This window comes from Chitinophaga sp. sic0106, assembly GCF_019219075.1.
GTDB lineage: Bacteria > Bacteroidota > Bacteroidia > Chitinophagales > Chitinophagaceae > Chitinophaga.
The window spans coordinates 154,905-179,383 of the sequence record NZ_JAHUWJ010000009.1 but is presented as its reverse complement, the minus strand read 5'-3'; the positions used below and the strand labels follow the sequence as shown (position 1 = coordinate 179,383).

Sequence of the window (24,479 nt, the reverse complement as noted above, 5' to 3'; positions counted from 1 at the left end):
TTAAATTAAGTATATGGATTCTATAAAAGTATTTGCTCCCGGCACTGTTGCAAATGTTGCCTGCGGCTTTGATGTAATTGGACTGGCTATGGACGCACCCGGCGATGAAATGATCCTGCGCAGGAGCAATGAACCCGGCATCCGTATCACCGCCGTTCACGGGGCAGATCTTCCCCTGGACCCGCTGAAAAACGTGGCAGGCGTAGCTGTACAGGCACTCCTGCAGAAATATGAAAACCCCGAAGTAGGCATAGAAATTGAAATCTTCAAAAATATTCATCCCGGCAGCGGTATCGGCTCCAGCGCCGCCAGCAGCGCTGGCGCAGTGGTGGGTGTCAACTACCTGCTTGGAGAACCATTTACACGTAAACAACTGGTGCGCTTTGCCATGGAAGGTGAACGCCTCGCCTCCGGCTCGGCACATGCCGACAACGTAGCCCCCGCCATCCTCGGTGGTTTCACCATGGTGCGCAGCTACCGCCCGCTGGATATAATCGCCCTCAACTCCCCCGCCGAGTTATGGGTATCCGTTATCCATCCGCAGATAGAAGTGAAAACTTCTGATGCCCGCGAGATCCTCAAGCAAAAAGTGCTGATGACAGACGCGATCCGCCAGTGGGGCAACGTAGGCGCCCTGGTGGCAGGCCTTTTCCAGGAAGACTATGAACTCATCAGTCGCTCCCTCGAAGATGTAATCGTAGAACCGGTACGCAGCATCCTCATTCCTGCCTTTCATGAACTGAAAGTAAAATGCAAGGAAGCAGGCGCCCTCGGCGGCGGTATCAGCGGCTCCGGCCCTTCAGTGTTTATGCTAAGCAAAGGCGAAGCCAATGCCCGCAAAGTGGCGGAAATGATGGACAGAGTATATGCACCCCTGGGTGTCGATTATAAAATATACGTTTCCCAGATTAATACTGCAGGAGTAAAAGTGATTGATTAACTAATTTAAAGAATGCATTATGCAATACTACAGCTTGCAAAATCCAGCTCTCAAAGTATCCTTTGAAACCGCCGTTACACAAGGAATGGCGCCCGACAAAGGACTGTATTTTCCAGAGCAGATTCCACAACTGGACCCTACGTTTCTGAAAAACCTCCATCAGTATTCTGACCAGGAAATAGGTTATGAAGTCATCAAAGCATTCGTAGGAGACGAAATTCCTGAAGCACAGTTAAGGAAGATTGTGGCAGACACGCTGCACTTTCCTTTCCCTATACAAAAAGTTTCCCGCGCTACTTATGCGCTGGAACTGTTTCATGGCCCCACCCTCGCCTTTAAGGATGTAGGCGCCCGGTTTATGGCAGGCTGCCTCGGCTATTTCCGCCGCAACAGTAAAAAGCCGGTAACGGTACTGGTAGCCACTTCCGGCGACACCGGCGCTGCCGTGGCCAGTGGCTTTTATAATGTACCCGGCGTAGAAGTAGTAATCCTGTATCCATCTAAAATGGTCAGCACCCTGCAGGAAAAACAACTCACCACCCTCGGCGGAAACATCCGTGCACTGGAGATCCTGGGCACTTTCGATGACTGCCAGCAGATCGTAAAAACGGCGTTCCTGGATCAGGATATCCAGTCCAAACGCCCGCTCACCTCCGCCAACTCCATCAACGTAGCCCGCTGGCTACCACAGATGTTCTACTATTTCCTCGCTTACCGGCAAATGAAGGCAGCACATCCTAAACTGGTATTTTCCGTGCCCAGCGGCAACTTCGGCAATATCTGCGCCGGTATGATGGCTGCCGCCATCGGTTTGCCGGTGTCCCATTTTATTGCCGCCACCAACGCCAACGATACCATTCCACGCTTCATGCAAACGCAGGAATATAAGCCGGCGCGCGCCGTGCCTACGCTTTCAAACGCCATGGACGTTGCCGATCCGAGCAACTTCGTGCGCGTACTGGAGCTATACGGAAAAAACTTTCCGCAGCTGGCTGCCAGCATGAGCAGCTACAGCTTCAACGACAAGGATACTGCCCGCGTCATGGAACGCGTATATAAGGAATATCATTACATGCTGGACCCCCATGGTGCCGTTGGCTACCTGGGCTTGCAGCAGTACCTGGCGGAAGATCCGGATGCTACCGGCGTTTTCCTTGAAACCGCCCACCCGGTTAAGTTTGAAGACACCGCTCCGAAAGCGATCCGCGATGATATTCATACACCCGCCAAAGTAATGTCACTCTACGGCAAAGAGAAATCTTCCATCGTATTACCAGCAGATTACCAGGCAGTTAAAAAAACATTATTACAGTTAGAATTTCAGAATTCAGAATTAAGCCATTAACTTGGCGCTGTATGAGAAAACTAACTATCCTTGCCATAGGACTGGCTATTGTGGCCTGCAACCAACAGCAGGCACACAATAGTCAGCAGCAGGAGCCCACTGTTGACTCCGTACTGCATGCGGATATTATTCAACCTATCACCGACTCCCTGCAACAATTCCCTGATAACCATCAGCTGTATTATCGCCGGGCCTTACTATTATTCAACACGCATCCTGAGTTGGCGCTGAAAGACTTTCAGCAGGCGGCCACCCTCGATGCAGGCAATACCGACTACTGGGCCGGTGCCGGCGAAGCCGCACTCGTAACAGGTAACAACAAACTTGCGGCTGATCTTTTTACCAAAGCGCTGGGCACTGCCCCCGGCTATCCTTACCTGCAATACAAACTGGCCATCGCTCAGGTGGAAGAAAAACAATATGCGGCTGCCGATAGCCTGGCCGACCTGCTCACACAGAGCAAGGAAGGCAGGGACCAGGCCTATTACCTCAAAGCCCGTATAGCCGAAGATCATCAGGACACCACCAATGCCATTCAATACCTGCAACAAGGTGTAGCCGTGGCGACTAAGCCTGAATATGAAGCTTTGATGGAGCTGGCTGATCTGATGAGTACCCGCCGCGATGCAAAGGCCATTCCTTATTACGTGCAGGCGTGGAGGTTAGACTCTGCCAATGCATCCCCGATGTATTGCGCCGGGCAATTGTATGAGCAACTGAAACAGACGGATGCCGCAATGGATGCCTATAGAAAGAGTATAGTGGCTGATCCCGGGTACGAAGCCTCCTACATGGCGCTCGCCCACATCTACCGGCAACAAAATAACTGGAAAGATGCTTTTATATTCTATAACCTGGCAGCTAAAGCCGCGCCTACAGATGCAACCGCCTATTATTACCGGGCAATGAGCAACGAAAAGCTGGGCAAAAAAGAGCTGGCCCTGGAAGATTATATCAAAGCTTCATCCTTCAGAAAAGATTATGAAGAGGCGAAAGCTGCCATCAAAAGACTGAGCAAGTAATTGCTTAAATTTACACTGACCAAAAATATTTGCCTTTGGAAAACAGACCTGTATTGATTGCCCCTTCGCTGTTGGCGGCTAACTTCCTGAAACTGGGAGAAGAAGCAGCTATGCTCAATGAAAGTGAGGCCGACTGGTTTCACCTGGATGTGATGGATGGAAGATTTGTACCCAATATTAGTTTTGGTTTGCCCGTTATTTCCCAGATCAGTAAGGTGGCGAAGAAAACCTGTGATGTACACCTGATGATTGAAGAACCGGAAAAATATGCTGAAGCCTTTCAGAAAGCCGGCGCCAATATGCTGACCGTGCATTATGAAGCGTGTCCTCACCTGCACCGCAATATCCAGCAAATCAAAAGTTTGGGCATGAAAGCTGGCGTGGCATTGAATCCGCACACCCCGGTGGGATTGCTGGAAAACGTGATCCGTGATGTGGACATGGTGCTGATCATGAGTGTGAATCCGGGTTTCGGCGGACAATCATTTATAGAGCAGACCTATCATAAGATTGCGCAGTTACGCCAGCTGATTACCGACAGCAACGCACATGCACTGATTGAAGTGGATGGTGGCGTAAGTGCAGACAATGCCGGCCAGCTTATTCAGGCAGGTGCGAATGTTTTGGTGGCAGGTAGTGCAGTATTTGCGTCGGCGGACCCTGCTAAAACAATCAGCGAGCTAAAAGCTGCTGCTGTGGCAGGTTTAGGAAAGATGTGATATAATCTCTTTCGACAGAGGCTTGGTAAGATAACCACTTACAAACGAATAAGAACGGACTCTTTCCTTGTCTTTTTCATCAATGCTGGAGGTGAGCACAAAGATCTTAATAGACTTAGGCAGCTCCGCCTGGAATGTGGCATATTCTTCCAGGAATTCCCAGCCGTCCATCACGGGCATGTTCAGATCAAGCAAAATTAAATCAGGCAGTGCAGCTGCCACATTCGTGTTTTCTCTGAAATAGTCCAGTACATCCTGGGCATCAGAGAACACACGGATATTAGTGCTTATACCCTGCCGCTCAATCATAATTTTGGCGATTTGCTGGTGAATAGGGTCATCATCCACAATAAAAATCATATCGATCAGGTTCATATAAGCATATTATTCAGGCCTAAAAGTAATAATAAATTTTGTTCCGTAACCGGGCTTGCTTTCTGCTTTGATGATTCCGCCCATTGCTTCCACCTGAGTTTTGGTAATAAACAGGCCTATCCCCTTCGCATCTTTATTCTTATGAAATGTTTTTCTGAAGCCAAATAACTTATTGCCGAACCGTTCCATATCAATACCTACGCCGTTATCTTCCACGGTGAGAATGATGGATTCATTTTCTACCCACGTCTGTAAACGCAGTGCAGGTGTGCGTTCCGGCGATCGGTAACGGATCGCGTTGGTGATGAAGTTTTGGAGGATGCTGTCGAGGTATACTTTGGAATATACCAGTGCAGGTGCTCTTTCAAAGTCGGCGATAATCTGGATTTTGCTATTCTCAATATCTACCAGCAAAATATCTTTTACTTTTTGTAGTCTGTCGGCAAAGGAGAGTTTTTCTTTCTCCACGTTCACATCTTTTCTGATTTGCACTACTTCCACGAGGTCATTAAGTGTTTCATCTATCTTTTTGATCACTTCGTGCAGCATACCCAGGTAAAGTTCGCGCTCCTGGCTGGAGGTAGCCTCGTTATGCATTTGCATCAGGGCTTTCAGGTTGGCGATAGGTGCACGCAGGTTATGGGAGGTGATATGGGCGAAGTCTTCCAGTTGTTTATTCTGGTTAACCAGGTTTTTATTCAGGTTAGATAGCTGATCATTCGCTTTCCGCAGTTCCTTCTGCATTTTACGGCTTTCGGTGATATCGCGGATAAACACGGAGATGCCGCCGTCCTGCATGGGCGTGAGGAGGAAGTCGTACCATTTATCCGGAATCGGAAAATAGATACCGAATGACTGGGAGGTATTTTGTTTGATACATTCCTGGAGTCGCGCGTAGAACACGGTACCGCTGAGTTTCGGAAACACTTCAAAGATATTGGCGCCGGCCAGTTCCTTGTGGCCGATCATCTTTTCTGCTTTCTGGTTTACGAAGTTGAGGAGGCCATCTGGCTCCATAGCGGCGTAGCCCATGTCCATGGTATCAAAGAAAAGGCGCATCAGCTCTGTATTTCGGGAGAGTGCGTCTCTGATAGCAGATTGTTCAGTGATATCCTGTACAACGCCGTATATGCGTTGGGGTTGTCCGGTACTTACATCTGCCCGGCCTATGCATCGTATACGTTTGGTAATATTTTGCTGTAGGGAGATGGTCAACTGCACATCGAACGGTTTACCCGTACGGATACATGTTTCAATGTGATGTGCGAGGTTGATGCGTGAATCTTCCTGGTAGAGTTGCAACACGGCATCCAGGGTGAGGCGGGTACCGGGTAAGCATTCGTGTATATGATAGGCCTGATCGGACCAGCGGATGGTATTGGTTTCTACTTCCAGCTCCCATCCCCCTATTTTACCGATCTGCCCTGTTTGCAGCAGGAATTCCTGGTTTTTGATATTTTCCAGTTCCTGTGTTTTTTTATCGGTGATATCATTTACCAGGGCTACTACGATGCGTTCTTTATCGACCGGGTTTTCGACGGGGAACACGGTGAGATCCAGGTATACTTCCCTTTCTACGGATGTCCAGCGGGCGTCTTTGGTGAAGTCCACTTTCTTTTCCAGGCGCAGGGGTTCGTTTTCCTGCAGGGCGCGCTGGAAGAGGTCATCGAGTTCAAAGGTGGTGGCAAATTCGTCGTTCATCACGTTAAACTGCCGGCGTGCGGCGGGATGTGGCGAATTAAAGAAGTTGCGTTGTGTTTGGTTTATGCGGCGGATAAATCCGAAGTTGTCGAATTGAATGTAGCCTATCGGCAGGTTTTCGATGATGTTATCGAGCAGGCGTTCGCTCTTCTGGAGGCTGATTTCGGCGAGTTTCTTTTCTGTGATATCGTCGAGGATCAGGAAGAGGTTGGTCATATTGGACTGCTTATCTACCACGGGGAACACGGTTGCTTCGTAGTATACCGGGTAGATGCGGGTGATATCGTCGTAATTTTTTTCTGTGTAATTGAGCAGAATTTCTCTTTTCTGCGTTTTACGGCCCTGGCGTACGTCTTCGAACAGTTTGGTGAGTCCGTTGAGGCGGTATTGCGGATCTTGCAGCCAATTGTAGCCGGTTTGCTGAAAGAAGGGATGATCTTGTCCCCAGATTTGGCGTTGGCGGCTATTCATTTCCATGCTGATCCCTTCGGCAGAGAATTGCTGAAGGCCTATGGGAAGGTTTTCGAGTATTTGTCTGAAATACTGTTCATCCTCCTGGATGCGGAGTTCTGATAATTTCCTGTCGGTGATATTGAGGCCGATGATGAGGAACTGGGTGAGTTGACCGTTATCAGCTATGATGGGGTTGATACCGGCTTCGATCCATAGCGGGTGGATGCCATTGATGAGGAAACCTATTTGTTCCTGCACGGCGGTGCCGGTGGCGAGTTTTTGGCCAATAGCAGTCCATTGGTCCCTGTTGACAGGGATCAGGATAGACTCGAACTGTTGACCTTCTATGGCCGAAACGGGTAGCTGCAGCGCATTCAGCATCAGGTTATTCACCGAGGAAATGGTACCGTCTGCATTCACAGAAACCGAGAGCGCACAAGCATTAATGGCAGCCTCCAGTTGCTGTAGATGCCGGTAATGCTGATCCAGCATAGCTATGTTCATATGATAGCGGAACTTAATATCGTTGTCTGCAAAGGGCCTAAAATAGCTATTCTGGAGGAAAAAACAGCTTTAATTCTATAAATGGACTTAAAATGTTGATGGGCAGCAGTATTATGTGGTCACAGGTTATGGTGCTGGGTGGCAAAAAGTTGTGGTACAGTCAATTTGTTTATCCACCATTGTGGATTAACTGTTTTTTGAAATTGTGTTGAAGGTAATATATTCGCGTTCAGATGGTACCGGCAAACCTGCAAGGATCTGGCAAGCGGTACAGAATTTAGTATTAGCTTAACAAGATTGCTATTCAGGTTGCGTAAGAATTAAATATATTCGGTATGAGAACACCGATTTTTCCTGGACAATTAAATCCTTAGATCATTGACTGAAGCCATTATCAACTTAGACAGTATTAATCCCATTGAGTTTTTCGGTGTCAATAACGGAAAGCTGGATTTACTGAAGAAAAAGTTCCCATTGTTGAAAATCCTGTCCAGAGGTACCCAGCTAAAGCTTAGCGGCTCCCCTGAGGAGGTTTCGACAGCGGAGGAAAAGATTGGCCAGATTGTGAAATATCTGGAGCGCAACGGCAATCTTACCGAGAACTATTTTGAACAGATCCTGGGAGATGAAGAGGGTACTGGTATTGATAATTTCAGTGACCGTAACCCCAATGAGGTATTGGTATTCGGACCAAATGGCAGAACTGTCAGGGCACGTACAGCTAACCAGAAAAAAATGGTGAACCTGGCGGATAAAAATGACATTGTGTTTGCCATCGGGCCGGCCGGAACCGGAAAGACCTATACCGCAGTAGCGCTGGCAGTGAGAGCGCTGAAGAACAAGGCCATCAAAAAAATCATTCTTACCCGTCCGGCGGTGGAAGCAGGTGAGAGCCTGGGTTTCCTGCCCGGAGATCTGAAAGAGAAGATTGACCCTTACCTGCGTCCTTTGTATGATGCGCTGGATGATATGATACCGGCAGAAAAGCTGAGTTATTATATGGCCAACCGCATCATTGAGATTGCACCGCTGGCGTATATGCGTGGCCGTACCCTGGATAATTCCTTTATTATCCTGGATGAGGCGCAGAATGCTACCGATCTGCAGATCAAAATGTTTTTGACACGTATTGGCGCTTCCGCCAAGGCTATCATCACCGGCGACCTTACCCAGATTGACCTGCCTAAAAATCAGAAGTCGGGCCTGGACAAGGCTACCCGTATCCTGCGTAACATCGACGGGATCGGTTATGTAGAGCTGGATGAAGAGGATGTGGTACGTCACCGACTGGTGAAAGCCATTATCAAGGCTTACGACGCCAATAAAGATTTATAATGGTGTTGGCACTCCTGATAACGGGAGTGCCATTACTTTTAACGCTTCGTTAACGAGGTTTCGCGTATGTTCACCGCCGCTAAGGCTAAACAATTTGGTGACGATAAAGTGACGGAACTTTGCAGAATTGATTGTTTAACCCTATTTTTGTTAGCGATATATTAATAATTTATCCACCGCATGACCAATATTCGTCGTTTCCTGTTACTGGCAGTGATACCAACCTTACTGCTTAGCAGTTGTAAGAAAAAGGCCACCCCTGATGAAGTGGCACTTGCTTTTATGCACGCCATACAGGATTCGAATTTTGACAAGGCCAGGGATTATGCCACTAAAGAGTCCCAACAGGTAATCCAGCTCTATTCCTTCTTTGATGCCCGCCGCAACGAGGCGGAGAGAGAAAAGATTAAGAATGCCCAGATTAAGGTCGTAAAAACGGAAGAAAGCGATTCAGGCGACAAAGCCTCCGTAACTATCCTCAACTCCTCCGCACACCAGGAAGAAATATTGCAACTGGTAAAGGAAAGTGGTCAATGGAAGATTTCCCTGACATTTGAAAGCATTATTCCTAATTATATCCCACCTCCTGACGGGGCTATCATGGATAGCGCCACTGGTGTACCGGTTCCCGTGGACACTACCCTGCCGGGTGGTGCCGCCGTGCCACAGGCCCAGTAGCAGCCCGTTTCCCCGGATCGTAACTGCCGGGATAATAATAATTTAGCTATTAACGCTGAGTTATGTAATTTTGCACCGCAATAAGCTCAGCGGGGCAAAATTATTATTTTGTCTTAAGCTTGCATTGAACTATAAACTTATAACGTAAAGATCTATTATGATGACAAATCCCTGGCATAGTGTGAGTCCCGGAAATGAAGTACCACACATCGTAAATGCCATTATTGAGATTCCAAAGGGATGCCGTGCCAAATATGAACTGGATAAAGAAAGCGGATTACTGAAACTGGACAGGGTACTGTACTCATCTGTTTACTATCCTGCCAACTACGGGTTTATACCTCAATCTTACTGCGATGACCATGATCCACTGGATATCCTGGTATTATCACAGGTAGATTGCGTTCCTATGTGTATTATTGAAGCCAAAGTGATCGGTGTTATGCAAATGATCGATGGCGGCGAAGCGGATGATAAAATTATCGCCGTGGCTGCAAACGATATGAGCGTAAACCACATCAACGATATCTCTGAACTGCCTCCTCACTTTATTGAAGAAATGCGTCACTTCTTTGAAGAGTACAAAACACTGGAAAGAAAGACCGTAAAAGTGGAAGAATTCCAGGATAAAGCGAAAGCAGAAGAAATTATTAAGAAAAGCTTTGAAGATTATCGTAAGATTTTCAAACAGAGCTAAGTAGCTTATTTAGCGAAGGAAAAGACTGATGCCCCCGGTGTCAGTCTTTTTTGTTTGGAGATGGTGGTGCAGGTCGCCTTCGGTGACCTGCACGCGAGGAGCCGGACGCAGTCCGGCTCTACCAGGAACCGAAAAGGGGCATGGCGTCACGGGAATCGAACAGAAGTTGCGGGTTACAGGAACCGAAAAGGGGGCATGGTGTCATGCAGGAACCAAACAGCAACCGCGGTGGTACAGGAACCATACGCAAGCAGGGTGGTACGTTGCACAACCCGGACCGAGCTGCATTAAAGGAACCGCTTAATAATCCTCAGCTTATGCGTGCTCTCCCCCGTATCAATATTCGTAATACCCTGGTTATCGATCGGATCTACCCGCACCCTGCCAGACGCGTGAATGATTCTCTCCTCACTTAATAAAATTCCCACATGGGTAATACGCCCTTCGGGATTATCAAAAAAGGCAAGGTCCCCCGGCTGAGCCTCCTGGAGGAAATCCACTGTGACGCCCTGGGTAGCCTGCTGATAGGCGTCCCTTAACAGTGGTATTCCTATCATTTTGTAGACATTTTGGGTAAAACCGGAACAATCTATCCCAAAAACGCTCCTGCCACCCCATAAATAGCCCGTTCCGAGGTATTTATAAGCCGTGGCTATCAGCATACGCTGCTTATCCTCCTCCGGTATGCGTAAGGAGCCTAAATTACGGGGATAAAACACGGTGTACTGCCCCCATTGCGACATTAACCTGTCGCCCTTCACCAGGCAGCCAAAAGGCACCTGCATAGCGGCACCCTGGAAGTTGACCTCATTCACATACTCTGGCAGGTAGGCCAGCACCGGCGCATTATACACACTCTCCTCCACCTCTTCTATCTGATTATCAGCGATCCAGCCAATATAATCATCATATTGATTTCTGACCTGTACCCAACCACCCGGAGCAGCGGTAATAATTTCCACACATTCGCCCCAGAGTAACTGGGATATCATTTCGCTCCTATGTGCTGATTCCATGCGCAAAGGCGCAACAGGCACAATAACAACCGCATATGGCATATGAATTGTATAAATCCGTTTGGTGATCTAATATTATTCAATCAGAAATGAACTTTTTCCGATTCTATACGTAAATATAAAATAATAAGTTTATGCACCAGCAGTTAACCAGTTTATCGGATAAAGAGTTGATATCCCGGACCAGAAAGCAGAAAGACCGGGAGGCAGAAGGCGTATTGATGGACCGTTACAGTCATTTACTGGTCGCCATCACGCTCCCCCAACTGCAAAAAAATCCCAGCCTGGACCCCAACATTGTTTTCCCTACATTATTACAGCAACTCAGCGCCAGTTTACGCACTCAATCCATTTACAAAGCCAACGAATGGATTATGCATATGCAGCGGGGTTATCTGAATAACCAGGACAAAGCAACGCCATTTTACCCCTCCAGGGAAGCGAGAGATTTACTGCATATTGAAAATAAGGTAGACAAAGCAACTACCAATGCTATAGACCGCCAGGAGATCATCGTCCGGCTTCAACAGGCGCTACAGCGCCTGGCACCGGAAGAGAAAAAACTCCTGGATGAATTTTATGTAGAACAAAAATCCTTCAGTGAACTTGCTGCAGCCAAAGGCTGGAACCGCGACAAGGTGCGCAACCAGCTGAAAACTGCCAAAACGAAACTGGCTAAGCTTTTCATCAATCAAGCCTATGTTAAGTAATTCAGACAACAACGACAAGGTGATTAAAATCTTCTCAGGCATCCGTTGCGTGAGTAAAGATCAGCTCCCCCGTTACCTGGACGGAAGGCTGACCGACGTGGAGAAACACCTGGTGGAGCAACACCTCACCGACTGTGACCTCTGCTTCGAAGCATTGCAGGCGCTGGAAAAAGAAGGCAGTACAGAGAAGTATGCCGACCTTACCTCCAAGCTGCAACGCTATATCCAGCAAAGTATCCGTCCGGTATCACAGGAACAGAAAGTAGCGCAGTATACCCGCAAGGAACGTAACAAGGAAAACCTCCTGGTGTACTTCTGGGTGCTGGCCTTTGGTATCCTGGGTGTTAGCGGCGTATACGTGCTGAAAGGGCATATGCGCAATAACCCTACGATTCCAAGACTGATGGTATCCGCCATTCCGCCGGCAGAAGCGGAGAAAATACCTGCGACTGCGACAGCGGTGACCTCCCAGCCAATCGTAACGCCTGATCACCCCAGCAATATCCCTAGCACGCCGCCAGCTGCTGCCAGTACCCCTGCCAATAACACTGCGGCACCGGTGGCGGTAGATTCTGCCAGAATAAAACTCCTGGCAGCTGAAAGAGCTGCTAAGAAAAAAATCCAGGCCGATAGCATTCTTAAAGCCAATCAGGATGCGGCGGAAGTACGCCGCCAGGACAGCCTGAAGAAACTGGCCGAAGAAAAAGACAAGGAGCAGAAGGAAAAAGAAGCCGCTGAAGCCGCCGCCAACGCAGCAAAAGAAAAAGAAAAAGAACCTGAACCAGCCCCTAAAAAGGAAGAAGTTAAAAAAGAAGAAGCGCCTCCTGTCACTAACAGCATAGAGAGTTTGTATAAGGTCGCACTGCAATATCAGCAACAAGGTAACTTGAGCGAAGCCATGGACCGCTATAAACGCATTGAAGCAAACGGCAGCGGTAAATACGTGGAAATGGCACGCTACCAGCTTGGTATCTGCTACCGCAGCAAAGGACAGAGTGCCCGCGCCAAACGTATGTTTAAAGAAGTAGTAAAGATGGACGGCTCCCTGAAAGCCGCCGCCCAGCAGGCACTGGATACCATGTAATACAACAGTGAAAATAGTAGTTTGTAAGATCCGCGCCTAAAGCGCGGATTTTTATTTTCAAAAACTTTATGGAATTTTGCAATATAGTGCATCATATGATCAGCATTCCATTTTTTAGCCTGTGAATAATTCAGCCATAAATACACTTACAGACCAGGATTTACTTCAACGGTACAAAGCTGACGGAAACAGCGAATGGATAGGCGTACTATTCGACCGCTATGCGTTACTGCTGCTGGGTATGTGCATGAAGTACCTGAAAAACGAAGAAGACGCACGTGACGCCGTACAACAGATATTTCTGAAAGTATTATCAGATGTACATAAACACGAGGTACAGTTTTTCAGGGCATGGATCTACCAGGTAGCCAAAAACTATTGCCTCATGCAGCTGCGACAACAGCACATGAAGTACAAGGAGGAAATCACCGACAGTACCATGGGCAAAATGGTCGCTGAAGAAGAAGACAAGCGCGTACACCAGGAAAAGGACATCATGCTGGAACACATGGAACAAGCCATGGTGCTGCTAAACGCCGACCAGCGTATTTGCCTGGAACTTTTTTATCTTCATAAAAAATCCTATCAGCAAATTGCCGACGAAACAGGCTTTAACCTCATGCAGGTAAAAAGCCATATTCAGAATGGAAAGCGTAACTTAAAAATTATTCTGGAGAAACAACAACGCGCAAACAATAGTTAATTTGCACAAGTGATATGAACGAGCATTTGAAAGATATATTTGTCGCCACAGGCTGCCCCTCCCAGCAGCAGTTGCTGGATTATGTCCAGGGTAAACTGACGCCGGAAGAACAGCACGAGGTGGAAATGCATCTGGCAGACTGCGAATTATGCAGCGAAGCGCTGGATGGATTATCTGCCTTTAACGACAAAGAAAAGCTGCCCGCTCTCGTCAGAGAGATGAAGTGGGATCTGCTGAAAAAATTACATAAGAAATACCGGAAGAGTCGCCGGCCGGAACATTTTAATATATACATTGCCGTTATAGTGCTGGCAATTATTTTCCTTGTGCTGGCTTTATTCTGGGGTTATCATTTTTATTCCCAGGCGAAATAAGTTTGATTTTGCCGATGCCTTTGGCATCGGCTGGTGGGAGCCGCTCTGCGTGCGGCACGGCTGCAATAAATGCAGCCTCCTAAAAGTAAAAGGCTATCCCCTTTCTGTTAATACAACGTTCTGTTTTCCTTCTCTTTCCACTTTCCAAATACCTCCAGGGCAGCCTTACTTGGCATATGCACTAACGGAATTTTACGTTCTTCCAGCGGCAATTGCATCTCCCTGTAAATAAAAGAATCATCAAAAGCGATGGCTGCTGCATCCTCTTTGGTATTGGCAAAATAAACCTTTGCCGGGCGTGCCCAATAGATAGCCCCCAGGCACATAGGACAAGGCTCGCAGGAGGTGTAAATCTCGCAGCCGTCCAGCTGGAAGCTGTTAAGCCGCTTACAGGCATCCCTGATGGCCATTACCTCCGCATGTGCAGTAGGATCGCTGTTGCACAATACCTGATTCCACCCCTCTCCTACAATTTCATCTCCCCTGACCACAATAGACCCAAAAGGGCCACCATCCCCATTGTTCATGCCACGGGCCGATAAGGCGATGGCATAATCCATGAATTTTTGTTCTCTTGCTCCAATCATAACTTGCCGTTTTGGACTTTTACTAATATAAGGAAACCCCGCGAGGAATCGCGGGGCTTATTGTAAACTATGTATCGTCGTATTTAGAATTGCTTTGTTCTTATTTGTTCCTCACAACCACCACACCGTCAAAAACATCGATCAGAACTGGTTTGGTTCTATCGATATCGCCTGCCAGAATTTTCTTACTTAACAGGTTGATGATTTCTTTTTGAATGAGGCGTTTCAGCGGTCTTGCACCAAACTGCGGATCGTAACCCTGTACAGAAAGATACTCTAACGCATAATCAGAAAATTCCAATATCATGCCATTCTTCGCTACCATGTCCTTCAATTGTTGTAATTGAATGTTAATTATTCCCTTGATTTCTTCGCGCATCAAAGGCTGGAACATGATCACTTCATCCACACGGTTCAGGAACTCCGGACGGATCGTAGCTTTCAGCAGTGACATTACCTCTTCTTTGGTTTTGTCCACGATTTCCTCCTTATTTCCTTCGTCTATATTTTCGAAATTTTCCTGTATAATATTGCTACCCATGTTGCTGGTCATGATGATGATGGTGTTCTTAAAGTTCACCACGCGCCCTTTGTTATCAGTCAGGCGTCCATCGTCTAGTACCTGTAACAAAATGTTAAAAGTATCCGGGTGGGCTTTCTCGATTTCATCCAGCAGTATTACAGAGTAAGGTTTACGTCTTACCGCTTCGGTAAGCTGACCACCTTCATCGTAACCTACATATCCCGGAGGCGCTCCTACCAGTCGGCTCACGCTGTGTTTTTCCTGGTATTCGCTCATGTCAATGCGGGTCATCATCGTTTCATCATCGAAAAGGTATTCCGCCAGGGCTTTTGCCAGCTCTGTTTTACCTACCCCGGTGGTACCCAGGAAGATGAAAGAGCCGATCGGGCGGCGCGGGTCCTGCAACCCTGCACGACTACGGCGGATCGCATCAGAAACAGCGATAATCGCTTCTTCCTGTCCTACTACACGCTGGTGTAGTTCTTCCTCAAGGTTTAGCAGTTTATCTTTTTCGCTCTGCATCATTTTAGATACCGGGATACCGGTAGCTTTAGCGACGTTTTCCGCGATGTCTTCTGCGTCTACTTCTTCTTTGAGCATGCGTTTGTGGTTGGCCGACAGCTCTTCCAGTTCTTTGGTAAGATCAGCTACCAGCTGCTCCTGCTCTTTTACTTTACCGTAGCGTATTTCAGCCACGCGGCCGAAGTCGCCGTTACGTTCTGCCTGTTCCGCTTCGAGGCGCAGGTTTTCGATGGCAGATTTCGCGTTTTGTATTTTGTCGACCACTTCTTTTTCTGCCTGCCATTTTGCTTTGAAAGTATTTCTTTCATCGCTGAGGCGGGAAATTTCTGCGGCCAGTTCACTCAGTTTATCTTCGTCATTTTCACGCTTGATTGCTTCTCTTTCGATTTCGAGCTGGCGGATTCGGCGTTCCAGTTCATCCAGTTCTTCCGGCATGGAGTTCATTTCCAGGCGGAGCTTAGCAGCGCTTTCGTCGATCAGATCGATCGCTTTGTCCGGCAGGAACCTGTCGGTGATGTAGCGATGGGAAAGTTCTACTGCTGCGATGATGGCTTCGTCTTTAATCAGCACGTGGTGGTGACTTTCATATCTTTCCTTGAGGCCACGGAGAATGGAGATGGCATCATCTACAGAAGGTTCATCCACCAACACTTTCTGGAAGCGGCGTTCCAGGGCCTTATCTTTTTCAAAATATTTCTGGTATTCGTTGAGGGTGGTGGCACCGATGGCACGGAGTTCACCGCGGGCCAGGGCCGGCTTAAGAATATTGGCAGCATCCATGGCGCCTTCCATGGCACCTGCGCCAATCAGGGTATGGATCTCATCAATAAAAAGGATGATTTCTCCATCACTTTCCGCTACTTCTTTTACCACTCCTTTGAGTCTTTCTTCAAACTCACCGCGGTATTTGGCTCCTGCCATGAGCGCACCCATGTCCAGCGCATAGATCACTTTGGACTTCAGGTTTTCCGGCACGTCGCCATTGATAATACGGTGGCCAAGCCCTTCCACGATTGCTGTTTTACCAACACCAGGCTCCCCAACGAGGATAGGGTTGTTTTTAGAACGGCGTGAAAGGATGTGCAGGGTACGTCTGATTTCCTCATCGCGACCAATCACCGGATCGAGTTTACCTTCCCGGGCCAGTTCGTTGAGGTTTTTGGCGTACTTCTGTAATGTATTGTATTGGGCGCCACCGGACTGAGAGTTAACGGTTTCACCTTTACGTAATTCTTTGATGGCGGCTTTCAGCCCTTTTTCTGTCAGGCCGGCATCCTTGAGCAGTTTGGCAGTATCATCACTACCACCGAGAATGGCCAGCAGCAGATGTTCCACGCTGACGAACTCGTCTTTAAACTCCTTCAGGGAAGCACCGGCACGCAATACGGCGTTGTTAGCGTCGCGACTGAGGACCTGACCAGGTTCTCCACCCTGCATGCGGGGATATTTGTTGATTTGTTCATTTAACTTACTGTTAAGGAACGTAGTGTTCACATCGTTCTTTTTAAGTAAGTATTCCACAGGACTGTCCTGGTCTTCCAGGAGGGCTTTTAACAGGTGACCTGTATCGATAGCCTGGTTCTGGTTGTTGAACGCCAGTTGCTGTGCTTTTTGCAGTATTTCCTGCGATTTAATAGTGAAATTATTCAGATTCATAAGTTACTTTTTCTCCTTTTTTGTGTCATCAAACTTGGTATAGGTAACAACAAAGCACGATCCAATGTTGAACTACCGGTAATTTTGACAGATAGCGCTAAACAAAACTGCATTTTTAGCAGAAAATACTGGTAATCACTGCTAAATTAGCATCAACTCCCACCAAAAAGCCATCTTATATTAGCAGCATACCAATTCAATATGAGGCAGCTATTTCTATTTTTCGTACACGCGTTATTGTTAGTTATATTTTTTAGCCCGGCAGGGGCGCAGGACTTTGTGGTGGATGCGCATCCCAATAATACCGTGCAGGTGATCCGGCAGTACCGGACAAAGTATCCGGACTGCAATCTGACTATCCGTTATAAACCGGGCACTTATTACCTGGACAGTACTATTGTAATACCGGCGGCACTCACTAACGGTAAGGGGTATACGATCATTCAGGGTAATACTAAGGAAACGGTGACCATCAGTGGCGGCAAAGCATTGACCGTAAAGTGGCAGCCGTATAAGAACGGGATCTATCGTGCGCCGGTAAATATTTCCTGGGATTTTGATCAGTTGTATGTAGATGGCAGTGCCGCAGTGAGGGCGAGGTACCCTAATTACGACAGCACCGCCTCTCACTATAACGGCTATGCGGAAGATGCCCTCAGCAAGGCCCGCATTGCCAGCTGGCGGCATCCTGCGGGTGGTTACATTCATGCCCTGCACCGGGCGGAATGGGGTGGTTACCATTATAGGATCACGGGCGTGAATCCCGATACCAGTCTGCAGCTCAGCGGCGGCTACCAGAATAACCGCCAGATGGGCATGCATAAGACTATCCGCTATGTAGAAAATATTTTTGAAGAACTGGATACCGCCAGGGAATGGTATTACGATAAGGCACAGCGCTTTTTGTACTATAAACCTGCTGGTGGCAAAGCGCCGGCAGCGGGCATTGTGGTGTCGAGGTGGAGTGGTTATATTATTTTACAGGGAGATGCAAAAGCACCTGTGCAACGTGTAACCGTAAAGGATATACGGTTTACACAGGCCAAAGCTACTTTCATGGAAACGCGGGAACCGTTACTGCGCAGCGACTGGGCGATCTACCGTGGTGGAGTGATCCTTCTGGATGGAACCCGTGATTGTACGGTACAGCATTGTGTGTTTGAGCAAAATGGTGGCAATGCCATCTTCCTAAGTAATTTCAACCGCCATGCAATGGTGACCGGAAACCGCATACAGCAGCTGGGCGGTAATGCCATAGCGTTTGTGGGTAACCCGGATGCGGTAAGGTCTCCCTTATTTGAATATAATGGCAGACAGGACTTTGCAGCCATGGACACTGCCAGCGGCCCTAAAACCGATAACTACCCTGACTCCTGTGCCGCCGTGGACAACCTCATTCATGACATCGGCCTTATTGAAAAGCAGGTGGCCGGTGTACAGATTTCCATGAGCGCCCACGTGCAGGTATCGCATAACAGCATTTACAATCTCCCCAGAGCCGGAATAAATATCAGCGAAGGCACCTGGGGCGGACATGTGATCGAATACAACGACGTGTTTAATACCGTGCTTGAAACAGGTGACCATGGCTCTTTTAACTCCTGGGGACGTGACAGATGGTGGTATCCGAACCGCAAGGAAATGGACAGCATTGCCGCCCTGTATCCCTGGCTGATAAAGCAGGACGCCGTATATACCAACATTATCCGGTATAACCGTTTCCGTTGTGACCACGGCTGGGATATAGACCTGGACGATGGCTCCTCCAATTATGAAATTTACGGCAACGTGTGTTTGCATGGCGGGCTAAAGCTGCGCGAGGGTTTCGACAGAAAGGTGTATAACAATATCATCGTTAATAATTCATTCCACCCGCATGTGTGGTTTAAGAATAGCGGAGATGTTTTTACCAACAATATTGTAATGACCCGTTATAAGCCTATTGGTATTAATTACTGGGGCAAAGAAGTTGACCGGAACTTTTTCCCGGACAGCATTTCACTTGCGAACGCACAAGCCAATGGCACCGATGCGCACAGTGCCTATGGTGATCCGCAGTTTGCGAACCCGGCTGCCGGCGACTACACCGTGCGCAATCCTGCAGCTAAAGACTTTAAAAACTTTAATCAGCATGCCTTTGGGGTGAGCTCCCCAGCGCTGCGCGCCATGGCCGCCAGGCCTGTATTTCCAGCCCCGGGTGCTGGCAACGAAACAGCTACCGCCAGCTGGCAGTGGCAAAATGGTACTTTCAAAAACCTGGAAACGCTGGGCGAAAGGTCTGCCACCGGTATGGCGGATTATGAGGGCGTGCTGGTGCTAAAAGCGCCCAATCCGGCGATGGGATTGCGGGACGGCGATGTAATCCTGCTAATTGGCCCCCATAAAGTTCGAAATACACATGAGTTGCAGCAGGTGCTGAAAACGGCGGCTTATCCGTTAAAGCTGACGATATTCAGGAATCAGCAGCAGATGGCTTTATAAACCATGCTTTACATCACCCATAAATGCGTGTAGAGCCGCAATGCTTGCGGCTATTCGTTTTAAACCCGTTCGACGACAGGATCGGAGCGAATAGCCGCAAGCATTGCGGCTCTACAGGTGTATGGAATAAAAGCTATTCCCAGGACGCAATCAGCTCCTGGTTCCTCGAAATCCAGTTTTTCACGCCTTCTTCTTCATGCCAGTCGGCGTCTGCAATGGCGGCGATCAGGGAGGACAGCTGTTCCGCATTCAGTTTAAATTTCCGGAAGAAATTAACTGCTGCGGTATCGGTTACTGTGAATTCATTATTGGCAATCGTCAGTATTTTTTCAGGTTCACCAAATGCTTTTTTAGGATCTTCCAGGAACCGGAGTTTGAATTGGCTGAACATCAGATGTGGCTGCCAACCGGTGATCACTACTTCCTGTTTTTGATCGATATTCTTTTTGAGTACGGCCAGCATAGCGGCTTCAGAGGAAGTTTGGAGCTGGTAGTCGAGCCCGTAGGCAAGAATGGCCTCTTCTGCACTTTTCATGATACCGGCACCCGCATCGATACCTACGATTTTGCCACCGAATTTGCTCTTCATTGGTTTGAGGTCTTCAATGCTGCGGGCGCTGGAGTATTCCGGCACCACGAGGCCAATCCTGGCACCATCGAAAATGGTATTGAGCACCGTAATCTTTTCGCCGAAATTATTCATATAGGCTTTGTGGGTAACGGGCATCCAGGCGTCCATAAAAATATCAGCGTCGCCACTGGCTACGGCTGCAAATACCGGGGCTACATCTGCATTTTTCAACGTCACCTTGTATCCTTTTTTCTCCAGCAGGCTTTTAGCCAGGTAGGTCATGGCCTGGCCTTCCGACCAGTTTACGTATGCGATGGTAATCTTTTTGGTATTTGCATCATTTTGGCGACAGGCGGTGAAGCCGATTACCAGCAATGCGAAGAAAATAGTTAGTATGTTTTTGTTGTTCATGTTTTACTCATTTTGTTATTTGCCGGCCTTCTTTTTCCCAAAGGATTGTGTGATACGGTCCAGGATGATGGCGAGGATCACAACGGCGATACCTCCTTCGAAACCGATACCAATCCTCAGTTGGGTAATGCCTTTCAATACAATTTCGCCCAGGCCGCCGGCAGCGATCATGGCAGAAATTACTACCATTGACAGCGCCATCATGATGGTCTGATTTACACCGGCTAATATGGTAGGTAAGGCCAGTGGCAGTTCTACCTTAAATAGCAGCTGTGCACGCGTAGCGCCAAAAGAGCGCGTTGCTTCCACTATATCAGCAGGAACGCCCTGTAAGCCCAGTGTGGTGAGTCTTACCGCAGGTGGCATGGCGAAAATGATAGTGGCAAAAACACCTGGCACTTTACCCAATCCGAAAAACAGCACAGCCGGGATCAGGTATACAAAGGCGGGCATGGTTTGCATCAGGTCAAGTACGGGTCGCATTATTTTAGCTACCAGTTTATTTCTTGCCGCCCAGATACCAAAAGGTATGCCAATCAGCAGTGCGATAAAGGCTGAAACCAGTATCAGTGCCAGTGTTTCCATGGTTTGCGGCCAATAGCCCATGCCATAGATGAGACCTAAACCGAGGAGGGCAAACACGCCGATGGAGATGCCCGCACGGCGCCAGGCAAGGATCGCCAGCAATACAATCAGCACATAGGCTGGTACTATGTGGAGCAGCCCTTCCACGCTGTTGACCATCACTTCTACCATTTGTTTGATGGCATGAAATACAGGGCCAAAGTTGTGGGTAAGCCAGTTAATGAATTGTTCTATATATTTTCCGATTCTAATCATATACTTCGTTTAGTCATAAGGGTTATAACGTCTGACTACCGGTGGTTTCGATAATCAGGGCTGTCTGGGAGATCAGTCCCATCAGCTTATTTGTTTCAGGATGCACTACTGCAACGGGTTTATCTGTTTCTGCGATAAATGGCAGCATTTGTTCAACGGTGGTATCCGGGTAGGCTACCGGTACTTCACGGTGTATAACCGATTCGATGGTAGGTTCGCCGCGGCGTTTGACCTCGAGGATTTCCCGCAGGTATACAAAACCGAGGAAGTGTTTGTCGACCGTGACTGCCGGCAGAATATCGAGACCGGTGGCCCGCATTTTACGCAGGCTACCTTCCGGCCCGTCTTTACGGAATACGGCGCTTACCGGTTTGGTATCCATCAGGGAGGAGGCGGTGATAATGGCTTTGCGGTCTACCTTTTCCACAAAGGAGGAAACGTAATCAGTGGCGGGTGCCGTCAGAATTTCTTCCGGTGTACCAACCTGTATTACTTCTCCGTCTTTCATGATGGCGATGCGGTCGCCCAGGCGGATAGCCTCATCGAGATCATGTGTAATGAAGACGATAGTTTTATGCATTTTTTCCTGGAGGTCCAGCAGTTCATCCTGCATTTGGGTGCGGATGAGCGGATCGAGGGCCGAGAAGGCCTCGTCCATCAGCAGTACTTCCGGATCGTTGGCGAGGGCGCGGGCCAGGCCTACACGCTGCTGCATACCTCCGGATAGGTTGGATGGCAGTTGTTGTTCGTAGCCTTTGAGGCCTACCATTTCGATCACGGCGGCGGATTTCTGGTTTCTTTCTGCCGCTGGCATGCCTTGCAGTTCCAGGCCAAAGCCTACATTTTCCAAAATGCTCCGGTGCGGGAGGAGTCCGAACTGCTGGAACACCATGCTGATTTCCTTGCGGCGTATTTCCTGTAACTGTTTATCATTGAGCTGGGTAATATTGGTTTCATTGATGAAGATATTACCGGCGGTGGGCTCGATCAACCTGTTCAGGCAGCGCAACAAACTGGACTTTCCGCTGCCGGAAAGGCCCATGATCACAAAAAACTCTCCTTTATGTATGTCGAGGGAGGCTTCCTTTACCCCGACCGTACAACCGGTGGCGGCGAGGATTTCTGCCTTGCTTTTGCCTTTGTGGAGCATCCGCAGGGCCGTTTCCTTATCGCGACCAAAAATCAGTGTAAGCTTATCTATTTTAAGTTTAGGTGTCATCGTTAGTTGTTTTAGAATAGTATCCGGGTGCTGATTAATTGTTGTTTCCCGCTGAATCTGCTAAATAGTGATGGCCGTTTCCGATCTTACGATGGCTCAGGCTGGCATAAATGCCGGCTGTTGGTTATTACCTGAAGTTATGGAGTCCACCTGTCATAACAGCAGCAACGGCACTATTGTTGGCTTGAAAAAACATCCTGCGCTGAATTATTTTCGTACTATCGTTACCGTTATACACCAACGGATAAACAGATGCCAGGCAGCAGCTAGTGTTAAACCCATCAGCAACAAGGCCGTAAATGGCATAGGTACTCCATGCCACTGATGATCGCATCATCAAAGCGGTCATAGTTCTGATATGTTTTTATGCTGATCTTTTCCTCTGCGACATAGAAATCCTATATGCAGGAACTGCATGATAACAGTTAATCGGAAATGAAACCGGGCGCGATGTGGCCCGACAAGTGATCAATACCAATAAATATTGACTGTTCTATCGTAATGAGCGTGCTCGGAAGGCACTTTGAACAGTCTGAATTGCGTCAAAGCTTTGCGAAGGTACGAAAAAACGGAGAGGAAGCCAAACGATTTCTTAAAAAAGTGTGAACAAGGCAGTTATCATCATTGTTATTGACTAACTACTATTGCTTTTTACAGCGCAAGAGAACTATTTCCGCACGTAACGATTTTTTCATCTTAAAACCCTTAAAATTATGTCATTCGACTTATTAGAGAGTGCAAAAAATCTTTTTAACGGCAACGTTATCAGCCAGGCGTCCGCGCAGTTAGGCGAGAGTGAGGGAGGTATTCAGAAAGCGCTGTCGGGTATTATTCCGACGGTGTTAACTGGTTTATTACACAAAACGGAGGGCAGTGGAGATGTAGGAGGATTATTGAATTTAGTAAAAGGCGCGGCATCGGATGCCTCTCCTGCGGCGTTGGGCAGTGCCTTACAGGGCGGTGCCGGCACTTTGCTGAGCAAAGGGGCTGATTTACTGAGAAGTTTGTTTGGGGATAAGGTAGGCGCTATCGCCACCACCCTTGCCGGGTATGCCGGGATTAAGGAATCATCTGCTACTACCCTGTTGCAATCAGCTGCACCGGCAACACTGGGTACGGTAGGCCAGTATGCCATTCAAAACAACCTGAATGCCGGGGGATTTGCGGCCTTTTTAAATTCGCAGAAGGACAAGATCCTGAATGCCGTACCGGGCGGGGTAAACCTGGCTGGTATATTAGGGCTGGGCAGTTTATCGGCCATCGGTTCCAAACTGAGTGGCCTGGCCGGCAGCCTGGGCAGTGCAGCTTCCGGAGCGGCTACATCTACCGTAAACACTGTAAAACAAGCGGGTAATGGTAAATGGATATGGTCCTTACTGCTGATATTGGTGGCCATCATTTTGCTCTGGTACCTGATGCGTGGTTGCGGGGGCAATAAAAACAATGAGGTAGTCACCGATAGTATTACTACCGCACAGTTAGCGGATTCAGCCCTGTCGCCTGCGCCTGTGGCCACAGAAATGGTGCGTGAAAGTATCCAGGTTAGCTTGCCGGATGGCACGGTACTGAATGCCTATAAAGGAGGTATTGAAGACCAGCTGGTCAACTTCCTGAAAGATGGCAGCAAACAGGCCGGCAAGGATGTATGGTTTGATTTTGATAACCTCAATTTCAAAACGGGAAGTGCAGAAATAATGGAAGAGAGTAAAGTGCAGCTGAGCAACCTGGCAGCGATCCTGAAAGCTTTCCCTAAAACAAAAATTAAAGTGGGTGGCTATACGGATAAAACCGGGGATGCTGCTATCAACAAAAAACTGTCACAGGACAGAGCGGATGCGGTGGTAAACGGACTTAAAAACCTTAACACCGATGCCGCGCAGCTGCTGGGTGCAGAAGGTTACGGTGCCGAGTTTGCCAAAGCTGCTGCTGATGCACCGGATGAAGAAAGGAAAAAAGACAGACATATCAGCGTCAGCGTACGCGAAAAATAATCACGCTGTAGTAATCAATACA

General features: G+C 48.1%; 22 protein-coding genes. 13 read left to right on the top strand and 9 right to left on the bottom strand.

Features of this window, described 5'->3' with window-relative positions; translation table 11 throughout:
- Positions 1-13 precede the first annotated feature (13 nt).
- Genes KW844_RS15480 through rpe form a run of 4 tightly spaced genes read left to right on the top strand, consistent with a single transcriptional unit; the run spans position 14 to position 4,026 of the window.
- Positions 14-940 carry a homoserine kinase gene (locus KW844_RS15480; protein WP_218377696.1) on the top strand — a complete coding sequence of 309 codons (927 nt, stop codon included), beginning with the start codon at positions 14-16 and terminating at the stop codon, positions 938-940.
- A gap of 19 nt (positions 941-959) precedes the next feature.
- The gene (gene thrC, locus KW844_RS15475) at positions 960-2,285 is read left to right on the top strand and encodes a threonine synthase (RefSeq protein ID WP_218377695.1); all 1,326 of its coding nucleotides are present in this window, start codon (positions 960-962) and stop codon (positions 2,283-2,285) included.
- Positions 2,286-2,296: 11 nt separating this feature from the next.
- The gene (locus KW844_RS15470; protein WP_218377694.1) at positions 2,297-3,307 is read left to right on the top strand and encodes a lipopolysaccharide assembly protein LapB; all 1,011 of its coding nucleotides are present in this window, start codon (positions 2,297-2,299) and stop codon (positions 3,305-3,307) included.
- Between the two features lie 35 nt (positions 3,308-3,342).
- Positions 3,343-4,026 carry a ribulose-phosphate 3-epimerase gene (gene rpe / locus KW844_RS15465; RefSeq protein ID WP_218377693.1) on the top strand — a complete coding sequence of 228 codons (684 nt, stop codon included), beginning with the start codon at positions 3,343-3,345 and terminating at the stop codon, positions 4,024-4,026.
- On the opposite strand, the gene KW844_RS15460 is transcribed toward rpe, so the two are convergent.
- Together KW844_RS15460 and KW844_RS15455 are read right to left on the bottom strand one after the other, a co-directional pair.
- The gene (locus KW844_RS15460; RefSeq protein WP_218377692.1) at positions 4,012-4,401 is read right to left on the bottom strand and encodes a response regulator; all 390 of its coding nucleotides are present in this window, start codon (positions 4,399-4,401) and stop codon (positions 4,012-4,014) included. The genes rpe and KW844_RS15460 overlap by 15 nt on opposite strands.
- Positions 4,402-4,410: 9 nt before the next feature.
- Positions 4,411-7,059 (bottom strand): PAS domain-containing sensor histidine kinase, encoded by a 2,649-nt coding sequence (locus KW844_RS15455; protein ID WP_218377691.1) that lies wholly within the window; start codon positions 7,057-7,059, stop codon positions 4,411-4,413.
- A 378-nt stretch (positions 7,060-7,437) separates the two neighbouring features.
- On the opposite strand from KW844_RS15455, the gene KW844_RS15450 reads away from it, so the two are divergent.
- From KW844_RS15450 to KW844_RS15440, 3 genes are all read left to right on the top strand, one after another.
- Entirely contained in the window at positions 7,438-8,394 is a 957-nt protein-coding gene (locus KW844_RS15450; protein ID WP_218377690.1) for a PhoH family protein, read from the top strand.
- Between the two features lie 180 nt (positions 8,395-8,574).
- Positions 8,575-9,072 (top strand): DUF4878 domain-containing protein, encoded by a 498-nt coding sequence (locus KW844_RS15445; RefSeq protein ID WP_218377689.1) that lies wholly within the window; start codon positions 8,575-8,577, stop codon positions 9,070-9,072.
- A 157-nt stretch (positions 9,073-9,229) separates the two neighbouring features.
- Complete coding sequence (locus KW844_RS15440) at positions 9,230-9,769, top strand: inorganic diphosphatase (protein ID WP_218377688.1); 540 nt, start codon at positions 9,230-9,232, stop codon at positions 9,767-9,769.
- Positions 9,770-10,056: 287 nt separating this feature from the next.
- On the opposite strand, the gene KW844_RS15435 is transcribed toward KW844_RS15440, so the two are convergent.
- Positions 10,057-10,827: a C40 family peptidase gene (locus KW844_RS15435; RefSeq protein WP_218377687.1), complete on the bottom strand. Its 771-nt coding sequence runs from the start codon at positions 10,825-10,827 to the stop codon at positions 10,057-10,059.
- 92 nt (positions 10,828-10,919) lie between these two features.
- Here KW844_RS15435 and KW844_RS15430 point away from each other — a divergent pair, with 92 nt between their 5' ends.
- From KW844_RS15430 to KW844_RS15415, 4 genes are all read left to right on the top strand, one after another.
- Positions 10,920-11,495, top strand: coding sequence for a sigma factor-like helix-turn-helix DNA-binding protein (locus KW844_RS15430; protein ID WP_218377686.1), 576 nt, complete (start codon positions 10,920-10,922; stop codon positions 11,493-11,495).
- A complete protein-coding gene (locus KW844_RS15425; RefSeq protein ID WP_218377685.1) occupies positions 11,485-12,579 on the top strand; it encodes a zf-HC2 domain-containing protein in 1,095 nt (364 codons plus the stop codon). The genes KW844_RS15430 and KW844_RS15425 overlap by 11 nt, the downstream gene beginning before the upstream one ends.
- Before the next feature lie 121 nt (positions 12,580-12,700).
- A complete protein-coding gene (locus KW844_RS15420) occupies positions 12,701-13,282 on the top strand; it encodes a sigma-70 family RNA polymerase sigma factor (protein WP_218377684.1) in 582 nt (193 codons plus the stop codon).
- Positions 13,283-13,296: 14 nt separating this feature from the next.
- Positions 13,297-13,656, top strand: coding sequence for an anti-sigma factor (locus KW844_RS15415; protein WP_218377683.1), 360 nt, complete (start codon positions 13,297-13,299; stop codon positions 13,654-13,656).
- A 107-nt stretch (positions 13,657-13,763) separates the two neighbouring features.
- Here KW844_RS15415 and KW844_RS15410 read toward each other — a convergent pair whose 3' ends face one another.
- Positions 13,764-14,243, bottom strand: a complete 480-nt coding sequence (locus tag KW844_RS15410; protein ID WP_218377682.1) for a nucleoside deaminase — start codon at positions 14,241-14,243, stop codon at positions 13,764-13,766.
- A 100-nt stretch (positions 14,244-14,343) separates the two neighbouring features.
- Positions 14,344-16,944 (bottom strand): ATP-dependent chaperone ClpB, encoded by a 2,601-nt coding sequence (clpB, locus tag KW844_RS15405; RefSeq protein WP_218377681.1) that lies wholly within the window; start codon positions 16,942-16,944, stop codon positions 14,344-14,346.
- Positions 16,945-17,145: 201 nt separating this feature from the next.
- Between clpB and KW844_RS15400 the strand changes: the two genes are divergently transcribed.
- Positions 17,146-19,425, top strand: coding sequence for a right-handed parallel beta-helix repeat-containing protein (locus KW844_RS15400; protein ID WP_218377680.1), 2,280 nt, complete (start codon positions 17,146-17,148; stop codon positions 19,423-19,425).
- Positions 19,426-19,558: 133 nt separating this feature from the next.
- On the opposite strand, the gene KW844_RS15395 is transcribed toward KW844_RS15400, so the two are convergent.
- The 4 genes from KW844_RS15395 to KW844_RS15380 form a co-directional block, all read right to left on the bottom strand.
- Positions 19,559-20,407 carry a glycine betaine ABC transporter substrate-binding protein gene (locus KW844_RS15395; RefSeq protein WP_218377679.1) on the bottom strand — a complete coding sequence of 283 codons (849 nt, stop codon included), beginning with the start codon at positions 20,405-20,407 and terminating at the stop codon, positions 19,559-19,561.
- Positions 20,408-20,422: 15 nt separating this feature from the next.
- Positions 20,423-21,247, bottom strand: coding sequence for a proline/glycine betaine ABC transporter permease (locus tag KW844_RS15390; RefSeq protein ID WP_218377678.1), 825 nt, complete (start codon positions 21,245-21,247; stop codon positions 20,423-20,425).
- A gap of 22 nt (positions 21,248-21,269) precedes the next feature.
- Positions 21,270-22,466, bottom strand: coding sequence for a glycine betaine/L-proline ABC transporter ATP-binding protein (locus KW844_RS15385; RefSeq protein WP_218377677.1), 1,197 nt, complete (start codon positions 22,464-22,466; stop codon positions 21,270-21,272).
- Between the two features lie 127 nt (positions 22,467-22,593).
- Positions 22,594-22,803, bottom strand: coding sequence for a hypothetical protein (locus KW844_RS15380; protein WP_218377676.1), 210 nt, complete (start codon positions 22,801-22,803; stop codon positions 22,594-22,596).
- A gap of 376 nt (positions 22,804-23,179) precedes the next feature.
- Here KW844_RS15380 and KW844_RS15375 point away from each other — a divergent pair, with 376 nt between their 5' ends.
- Positions 23,180-24,457: an OmpA family protein gene (locus KW844_RS15375; protein WP_218377675.1), complete on the top strand. Its 1,278-nt coding sequence runs from the start codon at positions 23,180-23,182 to the stop codon at positions 24,455-24,457.
- Positions 24,458-24,479 lie beyond the last annotated feature (22 nt).